Annotated in this window: 16 protein-coding genes and 1 other RNA gene; 11 read left to right on the forward strand and 6 right to left on the reverse strand. The window is 62.0% G+C overall.

Features of this window, described 5'->3' with window-relative positions; translation table 11 throughout:
- On the reverse strand, positions 1 to 1,293 hold a 1,293-nt coding region (locus tag VFU66_RS00695), incomplete at its 3' end, for an efflux RND transporter permease subunit (RefSeq protein ID WP_326444302.1).
- Entirely contained in the window at positions 1,290 to 2,855 is a 1,566-nt protein-coding gene (locus tag VFU66_RS00700) for an efflux RND transporter periplasmic adaptor subunit (protein WP_326444303.1), read from the reverse strand. The genes VFU66_RS00695 and VFU66_RS00700, both read right to left, overlap by 4 nt.
- A 205-nt stretch (positions 2,856 to 3,060) precedes the next feature.
- Here VFU66_RS00700 and VFU66_RS00705 point away from each other — a divergent pair, with 205 nt between their 5' ends.
- The 11 genes from VFU66_RS00705 to VFU66_RS00750 all read left to right on the forward strand — a co-directional run bounded on the left by VFU66_RS00705 (position 3,061) and on the right by VFU66_RS00750 (position 13,973).
- A complete protein-coding gene (locus VFU66_RS00705; RefSeq protein ID WP_326444304.1) occupies positions 3,061 to 4,542 on the forward strand; it encodes a UbiA family prenyltransferase in 1,482 nt (493 codons plus the stop codon).
- Positions 4,543 to 4,585: 43 nt separating this feature from the next.
- A complete protein-coding gene (gene pheS / locus VFU66_RS00710; protein WP_326444305.1) occupies positions 4,586 to 5,698 on the forward strand; it encodes a phenylalanine--tRNA ligase subunit alpha in 1,113 nt (370 codons plus the stop codon).
- Between the two features lie 34 nt (positions 5,699 to 5,732).
- Positions 5,733 to 7,853 carry a phenylalanine--tRNA ligase subunit beta gene (pheT, locus tag VFU66_RS00715; RefSeq protein WP_326444306.1) on the forward strand — a complete coding sequence of 707 codons (2,121 nt, stop codon included), beginning with the start codon at positions 5,733 to 5,735 and terminating at the stop codon, positions 7,851 to 7,853.
- Positions 7,854 to 7,936: 83 nt separating this feature from the next.
- Positions 7,937 to 8,194 carry a hypothetical protein gene (locus VFU66_RS00720; RefSeq protein WP_326444307.1) on the forward strand — a complete coding sequence of 86 codons (258 nt, stop codon included), beginning with the start codon at positions 7,937 to 7,939 and terminating at the stop codon, positions 8,192 to 8,194.
- A 26-nt stretch (positions 8,195 to 8,220) separates the two neighbouring features.
- Positions 8,221 to 8,625, forward strand: a complete 405-nt coding sequence (locus VFU66_RS00725; protein ID WP_326444308.1) for a cell division protein ZapA — start codon at positions 8,221 to 8,223, stop codon at positions 8,623 to 8,625.
- A 209-nt stretch (positions 8,626 to 8,834) separates the two neighbouring features.
- Positions 8,835 to 9,887, forward strand: a complete 1,053-nt coding sequence (locus VFU66_RS00730) for a redoxin domain-containing protein (RefSeq protein ID WP_326444309.1) — start codon at positions 8,835 to 8,837, stop codon at positions 9,885 to 9,887.
- 61 nt (positions 9,888 to 9,948) lie between these two features.
- Positions 9,949 to 10,135: non-coding RNA, 6S RNA (gene ssrS, locus VFU66_RS15790), on the forward strand.
- 164 nt (positions 10,136 to 10,299) lie between these two features.
- Positions 10,300 to 11,052 carry a prolipoprotein diacylglyceryl transferase gene (locus tag VFU66_RS00735; RefSeq protein WP_326444310.1) on the forward strand — a complete coding sequence of 251 codons (753 nt, stop codon included), beginning with the start codon at positions 10,300 to 10,302 and terminating at the stop codon, positions 11,050 to 11,052.
- Positions 11,042 to 12,157, forward strand: coding sequence for an RluA family pseudouridine synthase (locus tag VFU66_RS00740; protein WP_326444311.1), 1,116 nt, complete (start codon positions 11,042 to 11,044; stop codon positions 12,155 to 12,157). Before VFU66_RS00735 ends, VFU66_RS00740 begins: the two co-directional genes overlap by 11 nt.
- A gap of 1 nt (position 12,158) precedes the next feature.
- Positions 12,159 to 13,214, forward strand: coding sequence for a VWA domain-containing protein (locus VFU66_RS00745; protein ID WP_326444312.1), 1,056 nt, complete (start codon positions 12,159 to 12,161; stop codon positions 13,212 to 13,214).
- A 198-nt stretch (positions 13,215 to 13,412) separates the two neighbouring features.
- Positions 13,413 to 13,973 (forward strand): hypothetical protein, encoded by a 561-nt coding sequence (locus VFU66_RS00750; RefSeq protein ID WP_326444313.1) that lies wholly within the window; start codon positions 13,413 to 13,415, stop codon positions 13,971 to 13,973.
- 10 nt (positions 13,974 to 13,983) lie between these two features.
- Here VFU66_RS00750 and add read toward each other — a convergent pair whose 3' ends face one another.
- The 4 genes from add to VFU66_RS00770 all read right to left on the reverse strand — a co-directional run bounded on the left by add (position 13,984) and on the right by VFU66_RS00770 (position 17,724).
- The gene (add, locus tag VFU66_RS00755; protein ID WP_326444314.1) at positions 13,984 to 15,012 is read right to left on the reverse strand and encodes an adenosine deaminase; all 1,029 of its coding nucleotides are present in this window, start codon (positions 15,010 to 15,012) and stop codon (positions 13,984 to 13,986) included.
- 156 nt (positions 15,013 to 15,168) lie between these two features.
- Entirely contained in the window at positions 15,169 to 15,888 is a 720-nt protein-coding gene (locus VFU66_RS00760; RefSeq protein ID WP_326444315.1) for a YqjF family protein, read from the reverse strand.
- 8 nt (positions 15,889 to 15,896) lie between these two features.
- The gene (locus VFU66_RS00765) at positions 15,897 to 17,495 is read right to left on the reverse strand and encodes an amino acid permease (protein WP_326444327.1); all 1,599 of its coding nucleotides are present in this window, start codon (positions 17,493 to 17,495) and stop codon (positions 15,897 to 15,899) included.
- A gap of 73 nt (positions 17,496 to 17,568) precedes the next feature.
- Positions 17,569 to 17,724: a hypothetical protein gene (locus tag VFU66_RS00770; RefSeq protein WP_326444316.1), complete on the reverse strand. Its 156-nt coding sequence runs from the start codon at positions 17,722 to 17,724 to the stop codon at positions 17,569 to 17,571.
- Positions 17,725 to 17,751: the final 27 nt, after the last annotated feature.

The following is a 17,751-nucleotide window of genomic DNA, read 5'->3' on the forward strand; positions in this document are numbered from 1 at the left end:
CTCCAGGAAGCGCGCAATGTTTTCGATCATCACGATCGCGTCGTCCACGACGAACCCGGTCGAAATGGTCAGGGCCATCAGCGATAGATTGTTCAGGCTATAGCCCAGCAGATACATCACGCCGAACGTACCCACAATCGAGAGCGGCACCGCAACCGACGGAATGACCGTCGCCGAGACCGACCGCAGGAACAGGAAGATCACCATCACGACCAGCGCAATGGTCAGGATCAGCGAGAACTGCACGTCCTTCACCGATGCGCGGATAGTATTGGTCCGGTCCGTGAGCACCTGTAGGTTGACACTCGCCGGCAGTGAAGTCTTCAACTGCGGCAGCAGCTTCTGCACTTCATCGACGACGCCGATGATGTTCGCGCCCGGCTGCCGCTGAATGTTGATAATCACCGCCGGAGTCAGCGTCAGCGGCTGTGCGGACCGGCCTGCGGTCGCCTCGCGCGCCGAGGTCCCCATCCACGCAGCCTGAAATATGTTCTCCGCGCTGTCCACCGAGTTGGCAATATCGGAGAGCCGCACCGGGTTCCCGTTCCGGTAAGCAATGATGACCTTGCTGTAGTCGCTACTCGAAAGCAACTGGTCATTCGCACCGATGGTATACGCCTGCTTCAGCCCGTTCAGCGTTCCCTTGGCCTGATCGACGTTGGCCGTACCCAATGCGGCGCGCACGTCCTCAAGGCTAAGGCCGTAATTGGCCAGCGCCGTCGGGTTCACCTGGATCCGCACTGCGGGCTTCTGACCGCCGTTGATCGAAACCAGTCCCACGCCTGAGAGCTGCGAGATCTTCTGCGCCAGCACCGTATCGGCCAGGTCTTCTACCTTGGTCAGATCCAGAGTCGGGCTGGAGAGCGCAAGCGTCATAATCGGCGCATCGGCCGGATTGACCTTGCTATAGACAGGAGGATTTGGCAGGTCGGCCGGCAGAAAGCTATAGGCTGCGTTGATCGCTGCCTGCACATCCTGCTGGGCCACGTCGATGTCATCGTTAAGCTCGAACTGGAGCGTAATCACGCTGCCGCCCCCGGAGCTGGTCGAGGTCATCTGGCTCAGCCCGGGTATCTCGCCAAACTGCCGTTCAAGAGGCGCCGTCACCGACGACACCATCACCTCCGGGCTTGCCCCCGGATAGAACGTCAACACCTGAATCGTCGGATAGTCCACCTCCGGCAACGCCGACACCGGCAGTTGCAGATAGGCGACCGCTCCCGCAAGCAAAATGGCCACCATCAAAAGCGAGGTGGCCACAGGCCGCAGAATGAATGGCCTCGATGGACTCATGGCAGTTGCCCCTTTGCCTGACCCGTTCTGGGCGCGGACTGATCGTGATTATGCTTTCGCACCGCATCCAGACCCAGTTGGCCGCGCCCGTTCGGCTTAGCCAGGTTCGCTCCCGCAGGATTGGGGACCGGCCCCGAAATCTCGCTGTTGGTCAGACCCATCTGATTATCCGAAGTATTGGCGGCGTTGGCGGGCTGCTGCTTCGTTGCCGAATGCGGAACGACCCTGCTGCCGTCCTTCAGCTTTTCCTGCCCATCCACCACTACCTGATCTCCCGCCTTCAAACCGCTCTTCAGAATGACCTGCACGCCTTCGGTCAGGTCCACCTGCACCGGCTGCGCCACAACATAGTAGTTTGACTTCTGCGCTCCGCCGCTCCCGTTCGCATGACTGCCGACGTTGTCCTGCTTTGCAGCCGCCACCGGAGGCGCAGCCTGAGCAGTACCGCTGTCGCTGCCCGTCAAACTGGCGGGAGGAACACCCTGCTTCATCAAAAACACGAAGCTCCCCTGCGCTCCCGTCTGCAACGCAGACGCCGGAATCACCAGCGCATTCGGCCTCTGTTGCAGAATCAAACGCACATTCACAAACTGGTTCGGAAACAACGCGCCGTCTTTGTTGTCAAAGACAGCCTTGACCTTCACCGTGCCGGTCGTCGGGTCAATCTGGTTGTCCACCGTCAGCAGATGGCCGCTCGCCAAATGCGTTGTTCCCGAGCGGTCATAAGCCTCAACCGCCAGGCGGTTTCCCGCGCGCGTCAACTCGAGCACCTGCGGCAACTGATCTTCAGGCAGCGTAAAAATCACCGTGATCGGCTGTAGTTGCGTCACTACCAGCAACCCGTTCGCATCCGAGGCATGGACGATATTGCCGGGATCGACCAGCCGCAGCCCCACGACGCCGTTAATCGGCGAAGTAATCTTCGTATACCCCAGGTTCACCCTGGCCGCCTGAATCGCCGCCTGGTCGGCGTCAATCGAACCCTGCGCCTGCCCCGAAGTGGCAATCTGCGCCTGCTGGCTCTCCTTCGAGACCACGCCAGCCTGATAGAGCGCCGTGTACCGTGCCGCCTCCGCATGAGCATTAGCCGCATTCGCCTGGTCCTTTACCAGTTGGCCCTGCGCCTGAGCCAGTGCCGCCTGATACGGCTTCGGATCAATCTCTGCGACCAGTTGCCCCTGCTTCACTGCCTGCCCTTCGCGCACATTGACCCGCAACAGTTGGCCGTCCACGCGCGACTTCAGCGTCACCGTATTGAACGCCGTCACCGTGCCCAGCTCCGTCAGGTAGATCGGCATCGTCTTCTGAACCACAGGCTGGATCTGCACCGGGACCGGACGGTCGGCCGCCGCCGCCATCTTCGCGGCAGTCTTGTCCTCGGTCACATTATTGGTGTGTATCTTCCAAACCGCCGCACCGACCGCCGCGACAATCACCAGAACAACAATCACCTTCCGCGTCAACGATCCCTTCGGCTTCTCCGGCTCGGGCAAAGCACTCCCCGGCCCGGACGGAGGCAACTTCGCCGGAGACTCCTGCACGCTCATCTCTGCTGACGACATCAAAAAAACACCGTCCTTATATATAAGTCAATCAACCATCATCTTCCGAATGATTCGAGGCGAGCAGGTTATGCTGCTACGTAAGGTTTAAATAATAATGACGTTGACTGGCCTCTGAAGGTTTCGGGCGTCGAAATACCACCGTTTTTGCCGCCGCTCACCATACAATAATCGCCTGATGCAGGAACGACATCCTTTACCTACCTTGGCCCCCGCTGCCAGTTCCGACGCGCAGCCGGCTCTGTGCGTCGATCTGGACGGCACCCTCGTTAAGTCCGATACGCTGATCGACTCGATACTGACTCTGGTTCGCCACCATCCAGCGGCCCTCGTTCGCCTGCCCGGGTGGCTCATGGAAGGCAAAGCGCCACTTAAACGCCACATCGCCAATATCGTGCAGTTAGATGCCGCGCACCTGCCCTACAACCGCGTCCTTTTGCAATATCTTGAACAGCAGCAGGCCGCCGGACGCCCCCTCTACCTCGCTACTGCGGCCGACTCTTCCACGGCCCACACCGTCGCTACCCACCTCTGCCTCTTCAGCGGCGTCTTCGCCTCCGACGGCGACACCAATCTCTCTGGAAACAATAAGCTGGCAGCGTTCCAGCGACAGTTTGGCGAGAACTTCTCCTACATTGGCAACGCCCGCGCCGACTTGCCCATCCTCCGGGTCTGCAGGGAACCCATGGTAGCCAATCCCACCCCAGGCCTCAGTTCCGCCCTCCGTGGAGCAGGCATCACGCCCGCTCGTGTATTCACCGAGCGAACCAGCGCACTCAAGTCCTGGCCCAAGGCCATCCGCATCCACCAGTGGGCCAAAAACCTGCTCATCTTCCTTCCTCTGCTACTGGCCCACATGCGGACACCCGGCCTCGTTGCTGCGGCTGTGCTCGCCTTCTTCAGCTTCAGTCTCTGCGCCTCGGCTACCTATATCGCTAACGACCTGCTCGACCTCAATGCAGACCGCCAACACCCCCGCAAACGCCGACGCCCCTTTGCCGCCGGAGACCTCTCCGCCTTTGCCGGCATCGCCACCGCCCTCGTCTTTCTCGCCGTCTCCGCCGCTCTTGCTCTGGCCATTCCCCAGACCATTGCGCACTTTTCGCCGGGCTTTGCCCTTGTGCGCCCATACCACTTCCTCTTCTGGCTGGTCATTTACGCCATAACAACGCTGGCCTACTCGCTCTACCTCAAGCGTGTCGTCATCGTCGATGTCATCGTGCTTTCCGGCCTCTACACCATACGCATCCTCGCCGGCGCGGCAGCTACGGGCGTTCCGGTCTCCACCTGGCTGGCCGGCTTCGCTGTCTTCTTCTTCCTCTCGCTGGCCTTCGTCAAGCGATTCGCAGAACTCGAGGGCCTGCGCGAGCGCGGCGGCGCCAGCGCCAGCGGACGCGGCTACCACATCGCCGACATCGAGCAGCTCCGCACCTTCGGCTCGGCCAGCGGTTACGTTTCGGTCGCCGTCCTCACCCTCTACATCTCCAACCTCGACGCCGCCGCGCTCTACACCCACGCGCACCGCCTCTGGCTGCTCGTTCCTGTGCTTCTGCTCTGGATCAGCCGCCTCTGGCTCGAAGCCTCGCGCGGCCAGCTCAACGAAGACCCAGTTGTTTACGCCATCACCGACCGCCGCTCGCTGCTGCTCGGCATCATCGTCGTGGCCATCGTCCTCTCCGCGCTGTAGCTAGCGGGTTTGCGATAATAGACTTCTCACCTCAGATCGAGACATGACCGACACCATCCCCCAACTCGCCTCCCACGACGAGCCCGCGCTCGACCAGGCCTTCCGCACACTCGCCACCGAAGTCCAGGCCGAGACCGCTGCCCTCACCACACCCGAGGCGCAGGAAAACTTCCGCCTCCACTGGCTTGGCCGCAAGCAGGGCCGCCTCAAGCTCATCAGCGAAGCCTGGCTCAAATCCGCGCCCGCCGAGGCCCGCAAGCCGCTCGGCATCCGTTTCAACCAGCTCAAGCAACAAATCGAGCAGGCGCTCGAAGCTCCTGCCTCTCAAAAATCTGCCGTAGTGCTGGGGCTCGACATCACCCTGCCGGGCGTCATCCGCTCACCCGGCATCCCGCACCCGCTGCTCGAAACCATGCGCCAGATCGTCGAGGTCTTCCATCATCTCGGCTACTCGACCAACCTCGGCCCGCAGGTGGAGACCGACTTCTACAACTTCGAGGCGCTCAACTTCCCGCCCAACCACCCCGCGCGCGACACGCAGGACACGCTCCTCATCGCCAATCAGCAGTCGAAGCCCTCGCGCGACCGCCTGCTCATGCGCACCCACACCTCGCCGGTGCAGATTCGCACCATGGTTCAGCAGGCGCCACCCATCCGCATCGTCATCCCCGGCAAAGTCCACCGCAACGACGCCGCCGACGCCACCCACTCACCCATCTTCCATCAGGTCGAGGGTCTCTGCGTCGATACCAACATCACCTTCTCCGACCTCAAGGGCACGCTCGACCACGCCATGAAGGCACTCTTCGGCTCGTCTGTCAAGACGCGCTTCTTCCCCAGCTTCTTCCCCTTCACCGAGCCGTCAGCCGACGTGCAGATTAGCTGCATCTTCTGTGGCGGCAAAGGCTGCCGCAAGTGCAAGCACTCCGGCTGGATCGAGCTGCTGGGCTGCGGCATGGTCGATCCCGCCGTCTTCGCCTCTGTCACCGAAGAACGCCGCAAAACGAACCCGGCCGATGACGCCTACAACCCTGAGAAGATCTCAGGCTTCGCCTTCGGCATGGGCGTCGAGCGCATCGCAATGATCCAGCATGGCATCTCCGACATCGGCCACTTCTACTCCGGCGACATGCGCTTCCTGGAACAATTTGCCTGATACCAGGCTACTTTAGACTGGAAACTGTCGACTCATGAAGATTCTCACGCAGTGGCTCCGCCACTATCTGCCTACTCTCGCCGCGACTGACAGGCAACTCGCGGATGACCTCACGCTCCGCGGCATTGCCGTCGAAGGCGTCCACGACCTTGGCTCCGGCAACGGCTCGCTCTTCGAGATGGACATCACCACCAACCGCGTCGATGCCATGAACCACTATGGCATCGCCCGCGAAGCCGCAACCATCTACAACCTCGCGCTCCAGCCCCTGCTGGCAAAAGAAAATGTCATTCTGAGCGAAGCGAAGAACCCCGGCATTTTCTCCGAAGCGCCACAAAAGCCAACCGGAGAGCACCGGCCCTTCCCCGTCCATATCGAGGCCCCCACTCTCTGCGGACGCTTCACCGCACAGGTTCTCCGCAATGTCACCATTGCGCCAAGCACAGGCAGTATCGCTGAATACTTCACCCTGCTCGAGCAAAAACAAATCTCAAACGCAGTCGATGCCTCCAACTACACATTGCTCGGCATGGGACACCCCACCCACGCCTTCGATCTCGACAAGCTCGAAGGCGGCATCGTCATCCGCCTCGCCCATAAGGGAGAAAAGCTCAAGCTCCTCGACGGCACCGAGCGCACACTCGAAGCAGACGACCTCGTCGTGGCTGACGAAAAGAAGGCGCTCGCGCTCGCCGGAGTCATGGGCGGATGGGACTCCATGATTACCGCCGAGACGAAGAACATTCTCGTCGAAGCCGCCTGGTTTGACCCTGCCACCGTGCGCCGCAGCTCGCGCCGCCACCTGCTCCACACCGATGCCAGCCATCGCTTCGAGCGCGGTGCCGACTTCAACGCTGCCCCCGTCGCCAACCGCCTCGTCTCTGAACTCATCCTCGCCTCAGGCGGCCACGCCGAAGGTCCGCCGGTCGATGTCATCATCCCCGAAGCCGCCGCAAGGACGGCCTCGCGCCCCGCAATCCAACTCTCCGTCCGCCAGGTTCAGCGACATCTCGGAACCACACTCGACCCGGCAGGCATCACCCGAGACATCGTCGCTCAATATCTCACCGCTCTCGGCTGTTCGCTGACGGCGCAATCCGGCGACATCTTTTCCGTCACACTCCCCTCCTGGCGGCTCGACCTCGAACGCGAGATCGACCTCATCGAAGAGGTGGCCCGCGTCTACGGCTACAACGGTTTCGCCAACACGCTGCCCATGCCCGGCATCGTCATCAACCACCCCACAGCGGCCAAACAAGCCGCCGTCCGCACCCGCCTGCTCGCTCTCGGCTTCTCCGAATCCATCTCCAGCACCTTCACCAGCCAGCAGGATGCGGACCTCTTCAGCACGCAGGACAAAGGAACGATCGCGCTCGAAAATCCGCTCTCAGAAGAAGTCGGCCTGCTCCGCCCATCGCTTGTCCCCGGCATGGTCACGATGCTCGGCCACAACCTCAACCGCGACGTCCGCGAGGTACGCCTCTTCGAGCAGGGACAGGTCTTCACCGGCTCCGCCGCGCAGGTCGTCGAGACCGAGCAACTCGCCCTCGGCCTCACCACCGCCGAGACCCACAGCACGCCACCCCACTCCGCCGAAGACCGCCCCTTCTTCGAGATAAAAGGCACCCTCGAATCCATCCTCTCGCTCTTCGACGCCGGCCAGCTTACCTTTAGCGCCAAAGCCCCCGCGTGGCTCCAGTCCGGCCGCGCGGCAACCGCCCAGCTCGACGGCCAACCCATCGCGCACTTTGGCGAACTTGCCTCCGCCGAAGCAGCCCGCCGCAAACTCCGCCAGCCCGTCTACCTGGCGCAGCTCGATCTGGAAAAGCTCTTCACCTTCCCGCTACGCAACGTCACGGCCCGCGAACTCTCGCGCTTCCAGGCCGTCGGGCGCGACTTCTCCTTCACCTTCCCCGACTCGGTCCAGTGGCTCAGCATCGCTCGCGCTCTCGAAGCTCTGAACATTGCAGAACTCCAGAGCATCAAACCCATCGAGGTCTGGCGCGACCCGAAGAAGTTCCCCGGAGTCTACTCGCTGCTTGTCCGCACCGTCTTCCAGTCGCACGAGCGTACGTTACGCGACGAGGAGCTTGCCGACTGGTCGCGGCGCATCATTGAAGCTCTCACCACCCTGGGCGGCACCCTGCGCTCCTGATATGTGCTGGCGCCGCGCCGCACCCAGATAGATTCCCCTTTACACACCACAAAATCCACGCTTCTCGCGTCTATACTGCAAGCATGAGCACATCCACCATCAGCATCGACGAGTTCCAGGCGCTTGAGCAGAAGGTCCTCCGCGCGGTCGAAGTCGTCAAGCGCGAGCGCGAAGCGCGCGCCGCCGCCGAAGCCGAAGCCGCGTCGCTCCGACAGCAGCTTCAGGTGCTACAATCCTCCTCCAACGCAGCCGAGTCCGAGATCAACACCCTCACCAAAGAGCGCGAAGCCGTCCGCCAGCGCGTCGAAAAGATGCTCGAACAGATGGACGACCTCCTCTAACCATCAGCAAAGGAGCCACCTTCGACATGCCGACCCAGACCCTCGAAACCCGGTCCCTCGATCCCGTCGAAACCGCGCCGAAGCAGACCCCTGCGCCCGTCGCTCCCGCACCTGCTGAAGCCAGCTCCATCGCCGTTGACATCTACGATCAGGTCTACCATCTGCGCGGCACCGATCCTGCCTACATTGAGCGTCTCGCCGCCATGGTCGATGCCAAAATGCGCGCCGTCTCCGCCCACGGCGGCACGGTCGATTCGCTCCGCGTAGCCGTGCTCGCCGCGCTCAACATCGCCGACGAACTCTGCACCGCGCGCCAGCGTTACGAATCCGCTGCCGGCAGCCTGCAAACCTCGCAGCAGTCGCTCCGCTCCCGCGCAGGCTCCATCGCCCACATGCTCGACGAGGTCCTCGAAGAGCGCAAGGTGAGCTAGGCAGTATTGACGTTAAGCGTAAGTAATTGATTGATTGATATAAGGAATTGTCATCCTGAGCGGAGCCTCTCGCAGTCTGTCGAAGGATCTGCGGTTGGCCGTCATATCGAGATGTCCTCGTTGTTGCTCACCACCTTCCATCCAGTCCGCCTCATTTCTATATGTCGATACTGTCCGAGACTTCACACCAACCGAAGAAAGCCTTCTCGATGCGCCATGCTGCCTTCATTCTCATCGCGCTCGTTATCCCGCTAAGCCTCCCCGCGCAGAGCCGCCGCGACTACCACAACAACCCGAAATACAAGACCGCTCTCAGCGACGGCAAGGTGCTCGCCGAAGGCCAGGAGTACGACCTCGCCATCGACGCCTATCAGGAAGCCAACAGCATCGCAGGCGGCAAGGACAAGTTCTCCCTCCGTCAGATCATCGAGCTGCAAGTCCAGAACGGCGACTACGACGACGCCATCGCCACAGCTGAGAAGTTCAAATCCCTCGCCACCACCCCAGCCGAGCAGTCCTATAGCGAGAGCAGCCGTGGCCGCGCCCTGTTCTTCCAGTCCGAACCCGAGAAGCAAGGCAAGCCCTACGACGCCAGCCTGCTCGCCGCCGCAGACTCCGCCTTCAAATCCGCCCTCGCGCTCGACCCCAAAAACTCCGTCGCGCTCTTTCACGATGGCGAGGTGCTCGCGCACCTTGGCCAGACCGACGCCGCCCGCGCCCAGTTCAAAGCCTGCCTCGCCGTCATCCGCCCGGACAACCCCATCTACCTGCGCGCTCAACGATTTGCCACCAATCCGGCGCTCGCACTCGAACAACTGGCCCCCGCCTTCACGGTCAAGACGCTCGACGGCGAGCGCTTCAGCCTCGACCAGATGCAGGGCCGCGTCGTCCTCGTCGATTTCTGGGCCACCTGGTGTGCCCCCTGCATGAAGGAACTGCCCCAGCTCAAAAAGATTGCCCACGACTTCACCGGTCAGCCGCTCACCATCCTCAGCGTCAGTTGGGACGAGGACGAGGGCACCTGGCGCGACTTCGTGCACAAGAACCAAATGACTTGGCCGCAGTACCGCGACACCGACCACCGCATCGCTCGCCTCTTCGGCGTCGAAGGCATCCCCAGCTACTTCACCATCGACACCAACGGTGTCCTGACCACCGAAATGCTCGGCGAAGGCTTCGACGTCGAGAGCCACCTCCGCAAGCTCGTCGCCCGGGCAGAAGCTACCCAACAGGGCAAGCCTGTCGCTGCGAACACTCGATAAATCAATCACTTTCCCACCCGCTTGCCAATCGTCGTCGCCGCGTTTAGCATCCAAGCTGGAAACCGGCCTGCTAAGCAGGTGCAGCGATCCACGCTGGTTGAACCAACATTCATTGAACAGGGGTCTGGCTCGTAGACATGGTTCGGTGTGCAGTCCTCCAGTCAGGAAAGCCTAATGAACCACGGCTGGATCCCGCCGTCTTAGGACGGGTTCACCGGCGCTTCGCTGCACGGCCCCGCGGGTCGGTCTTCTTCTCATCGCACTCTTTATCAAGAGTGGTCATTCTGAATATAAGAGCGATCATTATTAAATTAGGAGCGGTCATTCTGGGCGGAGCGAAGAATCCCCGCACCGTGCTCGCATAGCCGTAAGTCCGTTTCAAAGCACACCGCAACAGAAACACCGCACAGACGTGTACCCCTATCTCATCCACTCCGGACATCTCATCCTCCCTACCTTCGGCGTGCTTGCCGCCGTGGGCCTGATGTCCGCCCTCACCCTCAGCCTCCGCACCGCCGTCCGAACCGGCCTCGCGCCCGACGCACTCTGGAACGCTGGCCTCTTCACCCTTCTCTCCGCGTTCGTCCTCTCACGCCTGCTGCTGGTTGCGGGCAACTTCTCGAGCTTCCTCCACTTCCCCATCCTGCTGTTGATGGTCCCCTCGCTCACACCTCTGGGCATTCTCCTCACCGTCGTTGCGACGCTCATCTACCTACGCCTCCGCCATCTTCCCTTGCTATCCACACTCGACGCCTGGGCTCCCTGCGCGACACTCATCTGGGCCTTCCTCGCACTTGGCCACTTTGCCGAAGGCAGCGACCCCGGCCTGCCCACCACGCTCCCCTGGGGACTTGCCATCCCTCCGGACCACGCCCCGCGCCTGCATCCCGTCGCGCTCTACGCCGCCATCGCGGCCATCCTCATCACGATTGCGCTCGTGCGCCTGCTCTCCCGTCGCAACCGTCCGGGTACGGTCATTGCGGCCGGGCTCGCCGCGTCAGGCATCGCGCAGTTCCTTCTGACCTTCTTCCGCCAGCCAAACCCCTATCCTGTTCCCCTCGGCAATCTGCTCGACCCCATCCAGTGGATCGCGCTCGCCATGATCCTCATCGCAGGCCTTATCCTGATACTTGAACCGCGAAAGGCCGCTGCCCATGCCGTCTAAGCACATGCTCCCCAAAGGCCAGCGCCGCCGCACCGTCAAGCCGGAGTACCGCGCCACCCGTGGCGCCGACCCACCTCCGCCGCCCGTCATTCCTACCATCGACCTTGACGAGGAAGAGCCCCAGGACGGCGTCCGCACCTTCACCGCCGCGCCGGAAGCCGCCGGCCTCCGCCTCGACCAGTACCTCGCCCAGGCCATACCCGACATCAGCCGAGCCCGCGTCCAGCTTCTCATCGAAAACGAACAGGTCCGCGTCGATGGCCACCCCGCGAAGCCGAAACAAAAACTCCACGGCGGCGAAGCCATCGAGATCGAAGGCTCACCGCAGCCGCCTCCGCTCCACGCCTTCCCCGAGGACATCCCGCTCGATGTCGTCTACGAAGACAAGCGCCTCGCCGTCATCAACAAACCTGCCGGCATGATGGTCCACGCCGGTGCAGGTTCAGGAGAAGACACCCGCAATAGCGGCACGCTCGTCAACGCGCTCCTCCACCACTTCAACCACCTCTCCGCCGTCGGTGGCGAACTCCGCCCCGGCATCGTCCATCGCCTCGACAAGCTGACCAGCGGACTCATCCTCGTCGCCAAAGACGACAGCACTCACCGCAAACTGGGCGAGATGTTCAGCCAGCGCCAGGTCGCCAAGACCTACCTCGCACTCGTCCACGGCCGTCTGCCCAGGGAGGCAATCACCGTCGAGCTTCCCATCGGCCGCGACCTCGTCCGTCGCACCCGCATGACCACCCGCCGCCCGCTGGGCCACGAAGGCGTCCGCGCCGCCGTCTCCCACGTCAAGGTCATCGAACGCATCGCAGGCCACTACGGCCCGTTCACGCTCGTCGAAGTCCGCATCGAGACCGGCCGCACCCACCAGATTCGCGTCCACATGCAGGCGCTCGGACATCCGGTCGTCGGCGACACGCTCTACGGCGCGCCACACACCGTCCCCGGCCTTGAACCTCTCAACCGTAACTTTCTCCACGCCGCCCATCTCGCCTTCACCCATCCCCAAACCCATAAGATGGTTGACCTTCACGCCCCCCTCCCTGTCGAACTCGATACGTACCTCAATGCCGTCAGGACGGCTCAACCCGGAGTTCGATAAAATGGACAGAGTGACTGTATTTGGCCAAATCAACCGCGTCTCCTCCGGCAGAGTTCTCGCCTGTGTCCTTACGTTAGCCTTCGCTGCCGCGCCGCTCACCGCGCAGACCGCCGCGCCGACCCCGGCCCCACAGAATGCGGTTGCGCCCACGGCCCAATCCACAACGGCCCAGCCCGCGTCGACCCAAACTCCGGCCAACGCCACCCCCATCACGTCCGAGCCCACCATCCGCATTCAGGTCAACGAGGTCAACCTCATCTTCACGGTCACGGACAAGAAGGGCCGCTTCATCACCGGCTTGCAACGCCAGAACTTCGGCCTGCTCGATGACGGACGCGAACCCGAGGCCGTCCTCCGCTTCAGCCAGCAGACCAACCTGCCGCTGCGCGTCGGCATCATGCTCGACACGTCCAGCTCCATCCGCCAGCGGTTTCAGTTCGAGCAGGACTCGGCCATCGAGTTCCTCCTGCAAATCCTGCACCTGAACGACCGTGCCTTCGTCGAAGGCTTCGACATCCAGACCGACCTCACTCAGGGCTTCACCAACAACATCGACCTCCTCAACCAGGGCATTCGCAAGCTACGTCCCGGCGGCGGCACCGCGCTCTACGACGCGCTCTACAAGACCTGCCGCGACCAGATGCTCACCTTGCAGGAACGCGGGGCCGTCCGCCGCGCCATCATCCTCGTCTCCGACGGCGACGACAACTACAGCCGCGCCGAGGAGTCTGACGCCATCAAGATGTGCCAGCGCGCCGACACCATCGTCTACTCCATCTCCACCAACGTCAGCCCCAGCCGCGACAAAGGCGACGACGTCCTCAAGCAGATCTCCGACGCCACCGGCGGCCAGGCCTTCTACCCGGTCAAAATTGAAGACGTAGCCCAAGGCTTCCACAACATCGAAGAGGAGCTGCGCAGCCAGTACCAGCTCGTCTACCGCCCCGCCGATTTCAAGCAGGACGGCTCCTTCCGCACCATCTACCTCCAGGCGCTCGACCCCCGCTACCACGTCCGCGCCCAGAAGGGCTACTTCGCCCCCAAGCCTCCCCAATAGCCCACAACTCACGCTCTATCAGCCATATATATAACGTCATCTCGACCGGAGGCGGCGCTTTTGCCGCCGGAGCGGAGAGATCCCTGTATTACTCATCGAGCCGGAGCCGCGCAAGCCCCACCCTCCACTCCCAAAATTCTTCGTTACCACCGAGTAACTGCCTCCGCAAATCCGTGTCTAAGACATACGAGGCACCCCATGCACCGACTCCCCTCATTCATCCTTGCTCTCGCGCTCGCCGTCCCCTTCGCCTGCGCCCAGCAGCCCCGCGGCGTCGAACAGGCCATCGGCAATCTGGCCGACCAGCCGGCCACGCACGTCTCATTCACCTACGACCGCTCGCAGCTCCAGTCCGCACAGCAGAGCTATCTCTACGACGGCGACCCGCACCACGCTGCCTCGCTGCACAGCATCACGGTGGATACCTTCCACTTCCCCCAGCCCGCCTTTTACACCCCGGAGACGATGGCCTACATCGTCAACACGTACCACGCTGCCGGCTGGCAGCATCTGGTCGAGGCCCATACGACGCCCGCGCAGAACGCCAGCCCGGTCGGCTCCGTCACCGACCTCTGGCTCCACTTCAGCGGCGCGGAGATTGACGACGTAACCGTGCTCGTCCGCGGCCAGCGCGAGATGAACCTCATCCAGATCTCCTGCATGTTGCGTCCGCTCGACCTGCTTCACCTGAGCGGTCACTTCGGCATCCCGCGCGTAGACCCCAACGCCGTCATGGTTCCCGCACCGAACGGCCGCTAATCCGTGATTGTTATCCGTACTGCTCCACCTGCTCCAGCAGCGCCAGCTTGCGCTCCGGCGGCAGAAAGCTCGCCTCAACTGCGTTGGCCGCCAGCTCCCGCATCTGTTCGAGCGTGAACTCGAACTGTTTCTGGACCAATACATATTCCTCCAGCAGATTGCTGCCGAACATCGGCGGATCGTCCGAGTTGATCGTCACCATCAACCCTGACTCGAAGTACCGCTTCACCGGATGCTCATCGAGCGAGCGGCAACACCCCGTCCGCACATTGCTGGTCACGTTGATCTCAAGCGGAATCTGCCTCTCCGCCAGCACATCCATCAGCTCCGCGTCATGTTGAGCGGTCAGCGCATGTCCCAACCGCTCCCCGCCAATATTGATGGCCGACCAGACGCTCTCCGGCCCCACCGACTCGCCTGCATGTGCCGTCAGCCGCAGCCCGGCCTCCGCGGCCTCGCGGTACAACTCCTTAAACAGCTCCGCGCCGCCGCGCGCCTCGTCGCCGCCAATCCCAATCCCCACAATGCTCGGATACTTCCCTCGCAGCTCGGCCGCCTTGCGAAACACTCTTGCGGCATCCTCCACGCCGAAGTGCCTGACCGCGTCAATCAACCAGAAGACCGTCGTGCCAAACTCCCGCTCGGCCCGCACGCGCCCGCGCTCGATCGCCTCCACATACGGCTCGACCTCCGTCTTCTTCCAGTAGTAGATGATGCCAAACGAGATATACACCTCGGCATGAACCACACCCTGCGCGGCCAGATCGCGCACCATGTTGTAGGTAATCAGCTCATAATCGTCCGGCCCGCGCAGCCGCTGCGTCACCGCCTTGAACGAGTCAAGAAACCCGAGAAAATTCTCGTACACGTACAGTTTCCGCGCGCCCTCGGCAGTCAGCGGCTCCGCGTCGTGCCGCGCGCTCAACTCCAGCAACGTCTCAGGCCGAATCGTCCCCTCAAGATGCAGATGCAGCTCGCACTTAGGAAGCCCTCTTAGCCACTCAACAACGTCCGTCTCACTCTTCTGCTTACGCGCCATCTCGCTAGTGTCCTGTCTCTGAAGTTCGCAACATCATTCAAGTTGTCATCCTGAGCGGAGTTTGGCGGGTTTTACGCCAAACGGAGTCGAAGGACCTGCGGTTTGCGATTGCACTCGATGCAAAGAACTTTCGAGACACCACACTAGTGTACTGTCTCAATCAACGTCGAGCCACGCTCCCGCACGCACCTCAACCTCCGACCCTTCCGCCAAAAGAACACTCTCCGGCGCTTGCCCCGAGAGCCAGCCAAACGCATCACCATAAGCAGCAAAGTCAACATCGATGGCATGATGCACGATCGGACAGGTCGTCCAGCGCGGATGCCGCACCTCATACTCCGAGGTCCGCGTTCCTCGTTTCGTGTAGCCCCAGTAGTGCTCCGTAAAGAACTCCTCTGCGCTCCCGGGTGCGATCACCTCAGCTTCCGCAGCCGCCACAACGCGCAACTCATTCCACCGCCCCTTGCGCCTCCAGCGATAGGTGACTGTCTGCCGTTCCCCGCCCATGTCCCACCTGTGCGACATCGGCAGCGAAGCATAGTTCTCTCCATAGACCGTATTCGCCACCAAACTCAATGCCAGACGAGGAACCAGCTCGCTGAGAAACACAACCCCGCGTCTCTGCTCGCCAGTCGCCGTCACGCGCTTCACATAGAAACGCAGATTGACTTCCTCGAATGTTCGATGAAACGGAATCGGAATCGACTTGAGCCGCGTGTTTTGGAACAGGAATCCCACCACGCTGACGTAACAGCGCCCCTCGAATGGATCAAGCGCGGTACCGGCGGGAAGATACGGCGCGAGCAACTCTGCGGCGACCACATAGTTCGCCATGATCAGTTTGCGCCACTCGGCAGTCAGGAATGTCTTCGCCATCACCGGACCTACTCGGCGTAAAATTCGCTCCGCTTGCGGCTGTACAGCACATAAACCACAAGCCCGATGATCAGCCACCCGAAGAAACGCATCCACGTCAGCACAGGCAGGCCAGCCATCAGCAGCACGCAAAAGACGACGCTCAGCACAGGAAACACAGGCCCGAACGGCACGCGAAAGCCGCGTCTCCGCTCCGGCTGTTTGGCGCGCAACACCAGCACGCCAATCGACACCAGCACAAACGCAAACAGCGTGCCGATGTTCGACAGCTCAGCCAGCGTGCCCACGTCGAACAACCCGGCAGGAATCGCCACCAGCACGCCGGCAAACCACGTCGCAAACGCGGGCGTACGGAACCGCGGATGCAGATTCGAGAAGGCATCCGGCAGCAGCCGGTCGCGGCTCATCGCAAACCAGATGCGCGCCTGCCCAAGCTGAAAGACCAGGATCGAGCTGATCATGCCGATGATCGCCCCCACCAGCACCACCAGGTGCGTCCAATGCAGCAGCGTGTTGGGCGAGGCCGCCGTCAGCCGCCGAAGCGCATTCACCACCGGCGCCGCATCGCCGATGACACTCTTCCACGGCACCAGCCCCGTCAGCACAAGCGATACGGCCATATAGAGGACCGTGCAAATCACCAGCGTCGCAATGATGCCGATCGGCACATCGCGCTGCGCGTTGCGGCACTCCTCGCTGGCCGTCGAGATCGAGTCGAAGCCAATGTACGTGAAGAAGATGATCGACCCGCCCGTCAGCACGCCCGTCCACCCGTTCGGCGCGAACGGATGATAGTACGACGGATGAATAAAGTGCAGCCCCACCGCCACGAACGCAATGATGGCGATCAACTTAATCAGCACCATGATATTGTTCGTCCGCGCCGATTCGCGGATGCCTCGCACCAGAACAACCGTCAGCAAAATCACAATCAGAAATGCAGGAATGTTGAAGCCGAAGTGCCACCCCGGCGCATAAATGGTGTTTCCGGAGAAATCAGTCAGCCCCTGCGGCAGATACGCGGGCGAGAGCCACTTCGGTGCCAGCGGCAGTCCAAGCCAGTTCAGCAGGTCGACAAAGTGCGCCGCAAAGCCCACACTGACGCTCATGTTCGAAAACGCATACTCCAGAATCAGATCCCAGCCGATGATCCACGCCACCAGCTCGCCCAGCGTCGCATACGTATACGTGTAGGCCGACCCGGCAATCGGGATCATGCTCGCCAGCTCCGCGTAGCACAGCCCGGTAAAGCAGCAAACCACCGCAACCAGCAGCAGTGAGAGCGCCAGCGCAGGCCCGGCTCCCGGACGTCCGGCGAGATGCCCATGATGCAGAATGAGGTCGATAACCGGCGACTGTTGCCAGTCCGCCAGCGCCGCCGGGTTGCCGCCGATGGCCGTGCCGATGACAGTAAAGATTCCCGACCCGATTACCGCGCCAATACCCAGCGCCGTCAGCGAGACAGGCCCCAGCGTCTTCTTCAGCGCGTGATCCGGCAGCTCCGACTCGGAGATCAGCTTGTCGATCGATTTCGTGCGAAATATCTGCCTGGCCAGCGCGCTCGCTCCTGCCTGCAACTGTGGTGCGGGGGCGTACTCACTATACATTGCGGCGGCTACGTTGCTCACGACGAAGGCGATTCCAAACCCTCTGGAATCGCCTTCGCGCCAACCCGTTACTTTACCGCTTGCTCTGGCCGCGCGCCAATTTCTTGATCTTCGCCTTGCTCGATCCGCGCGGGGTGGTCCGCTTGCCTTTAGGAGCGGCCTTCTTGCGCGCCGCGCGTTTTACCTTCTTGCGTTCCGTCTTGTCGGTGATGCTCTTTGTATTTGCCATTCGATAGCCAATCTTTCTATTCGCGAT

Source organism: Edaphobacter sp. (genome assembly GCF_035763405.1).
GTDB lineage: Bacteria > Acidobacteriota > Terriglobia > Terriglobales > Acidobacteriaceae > Edaphobacter.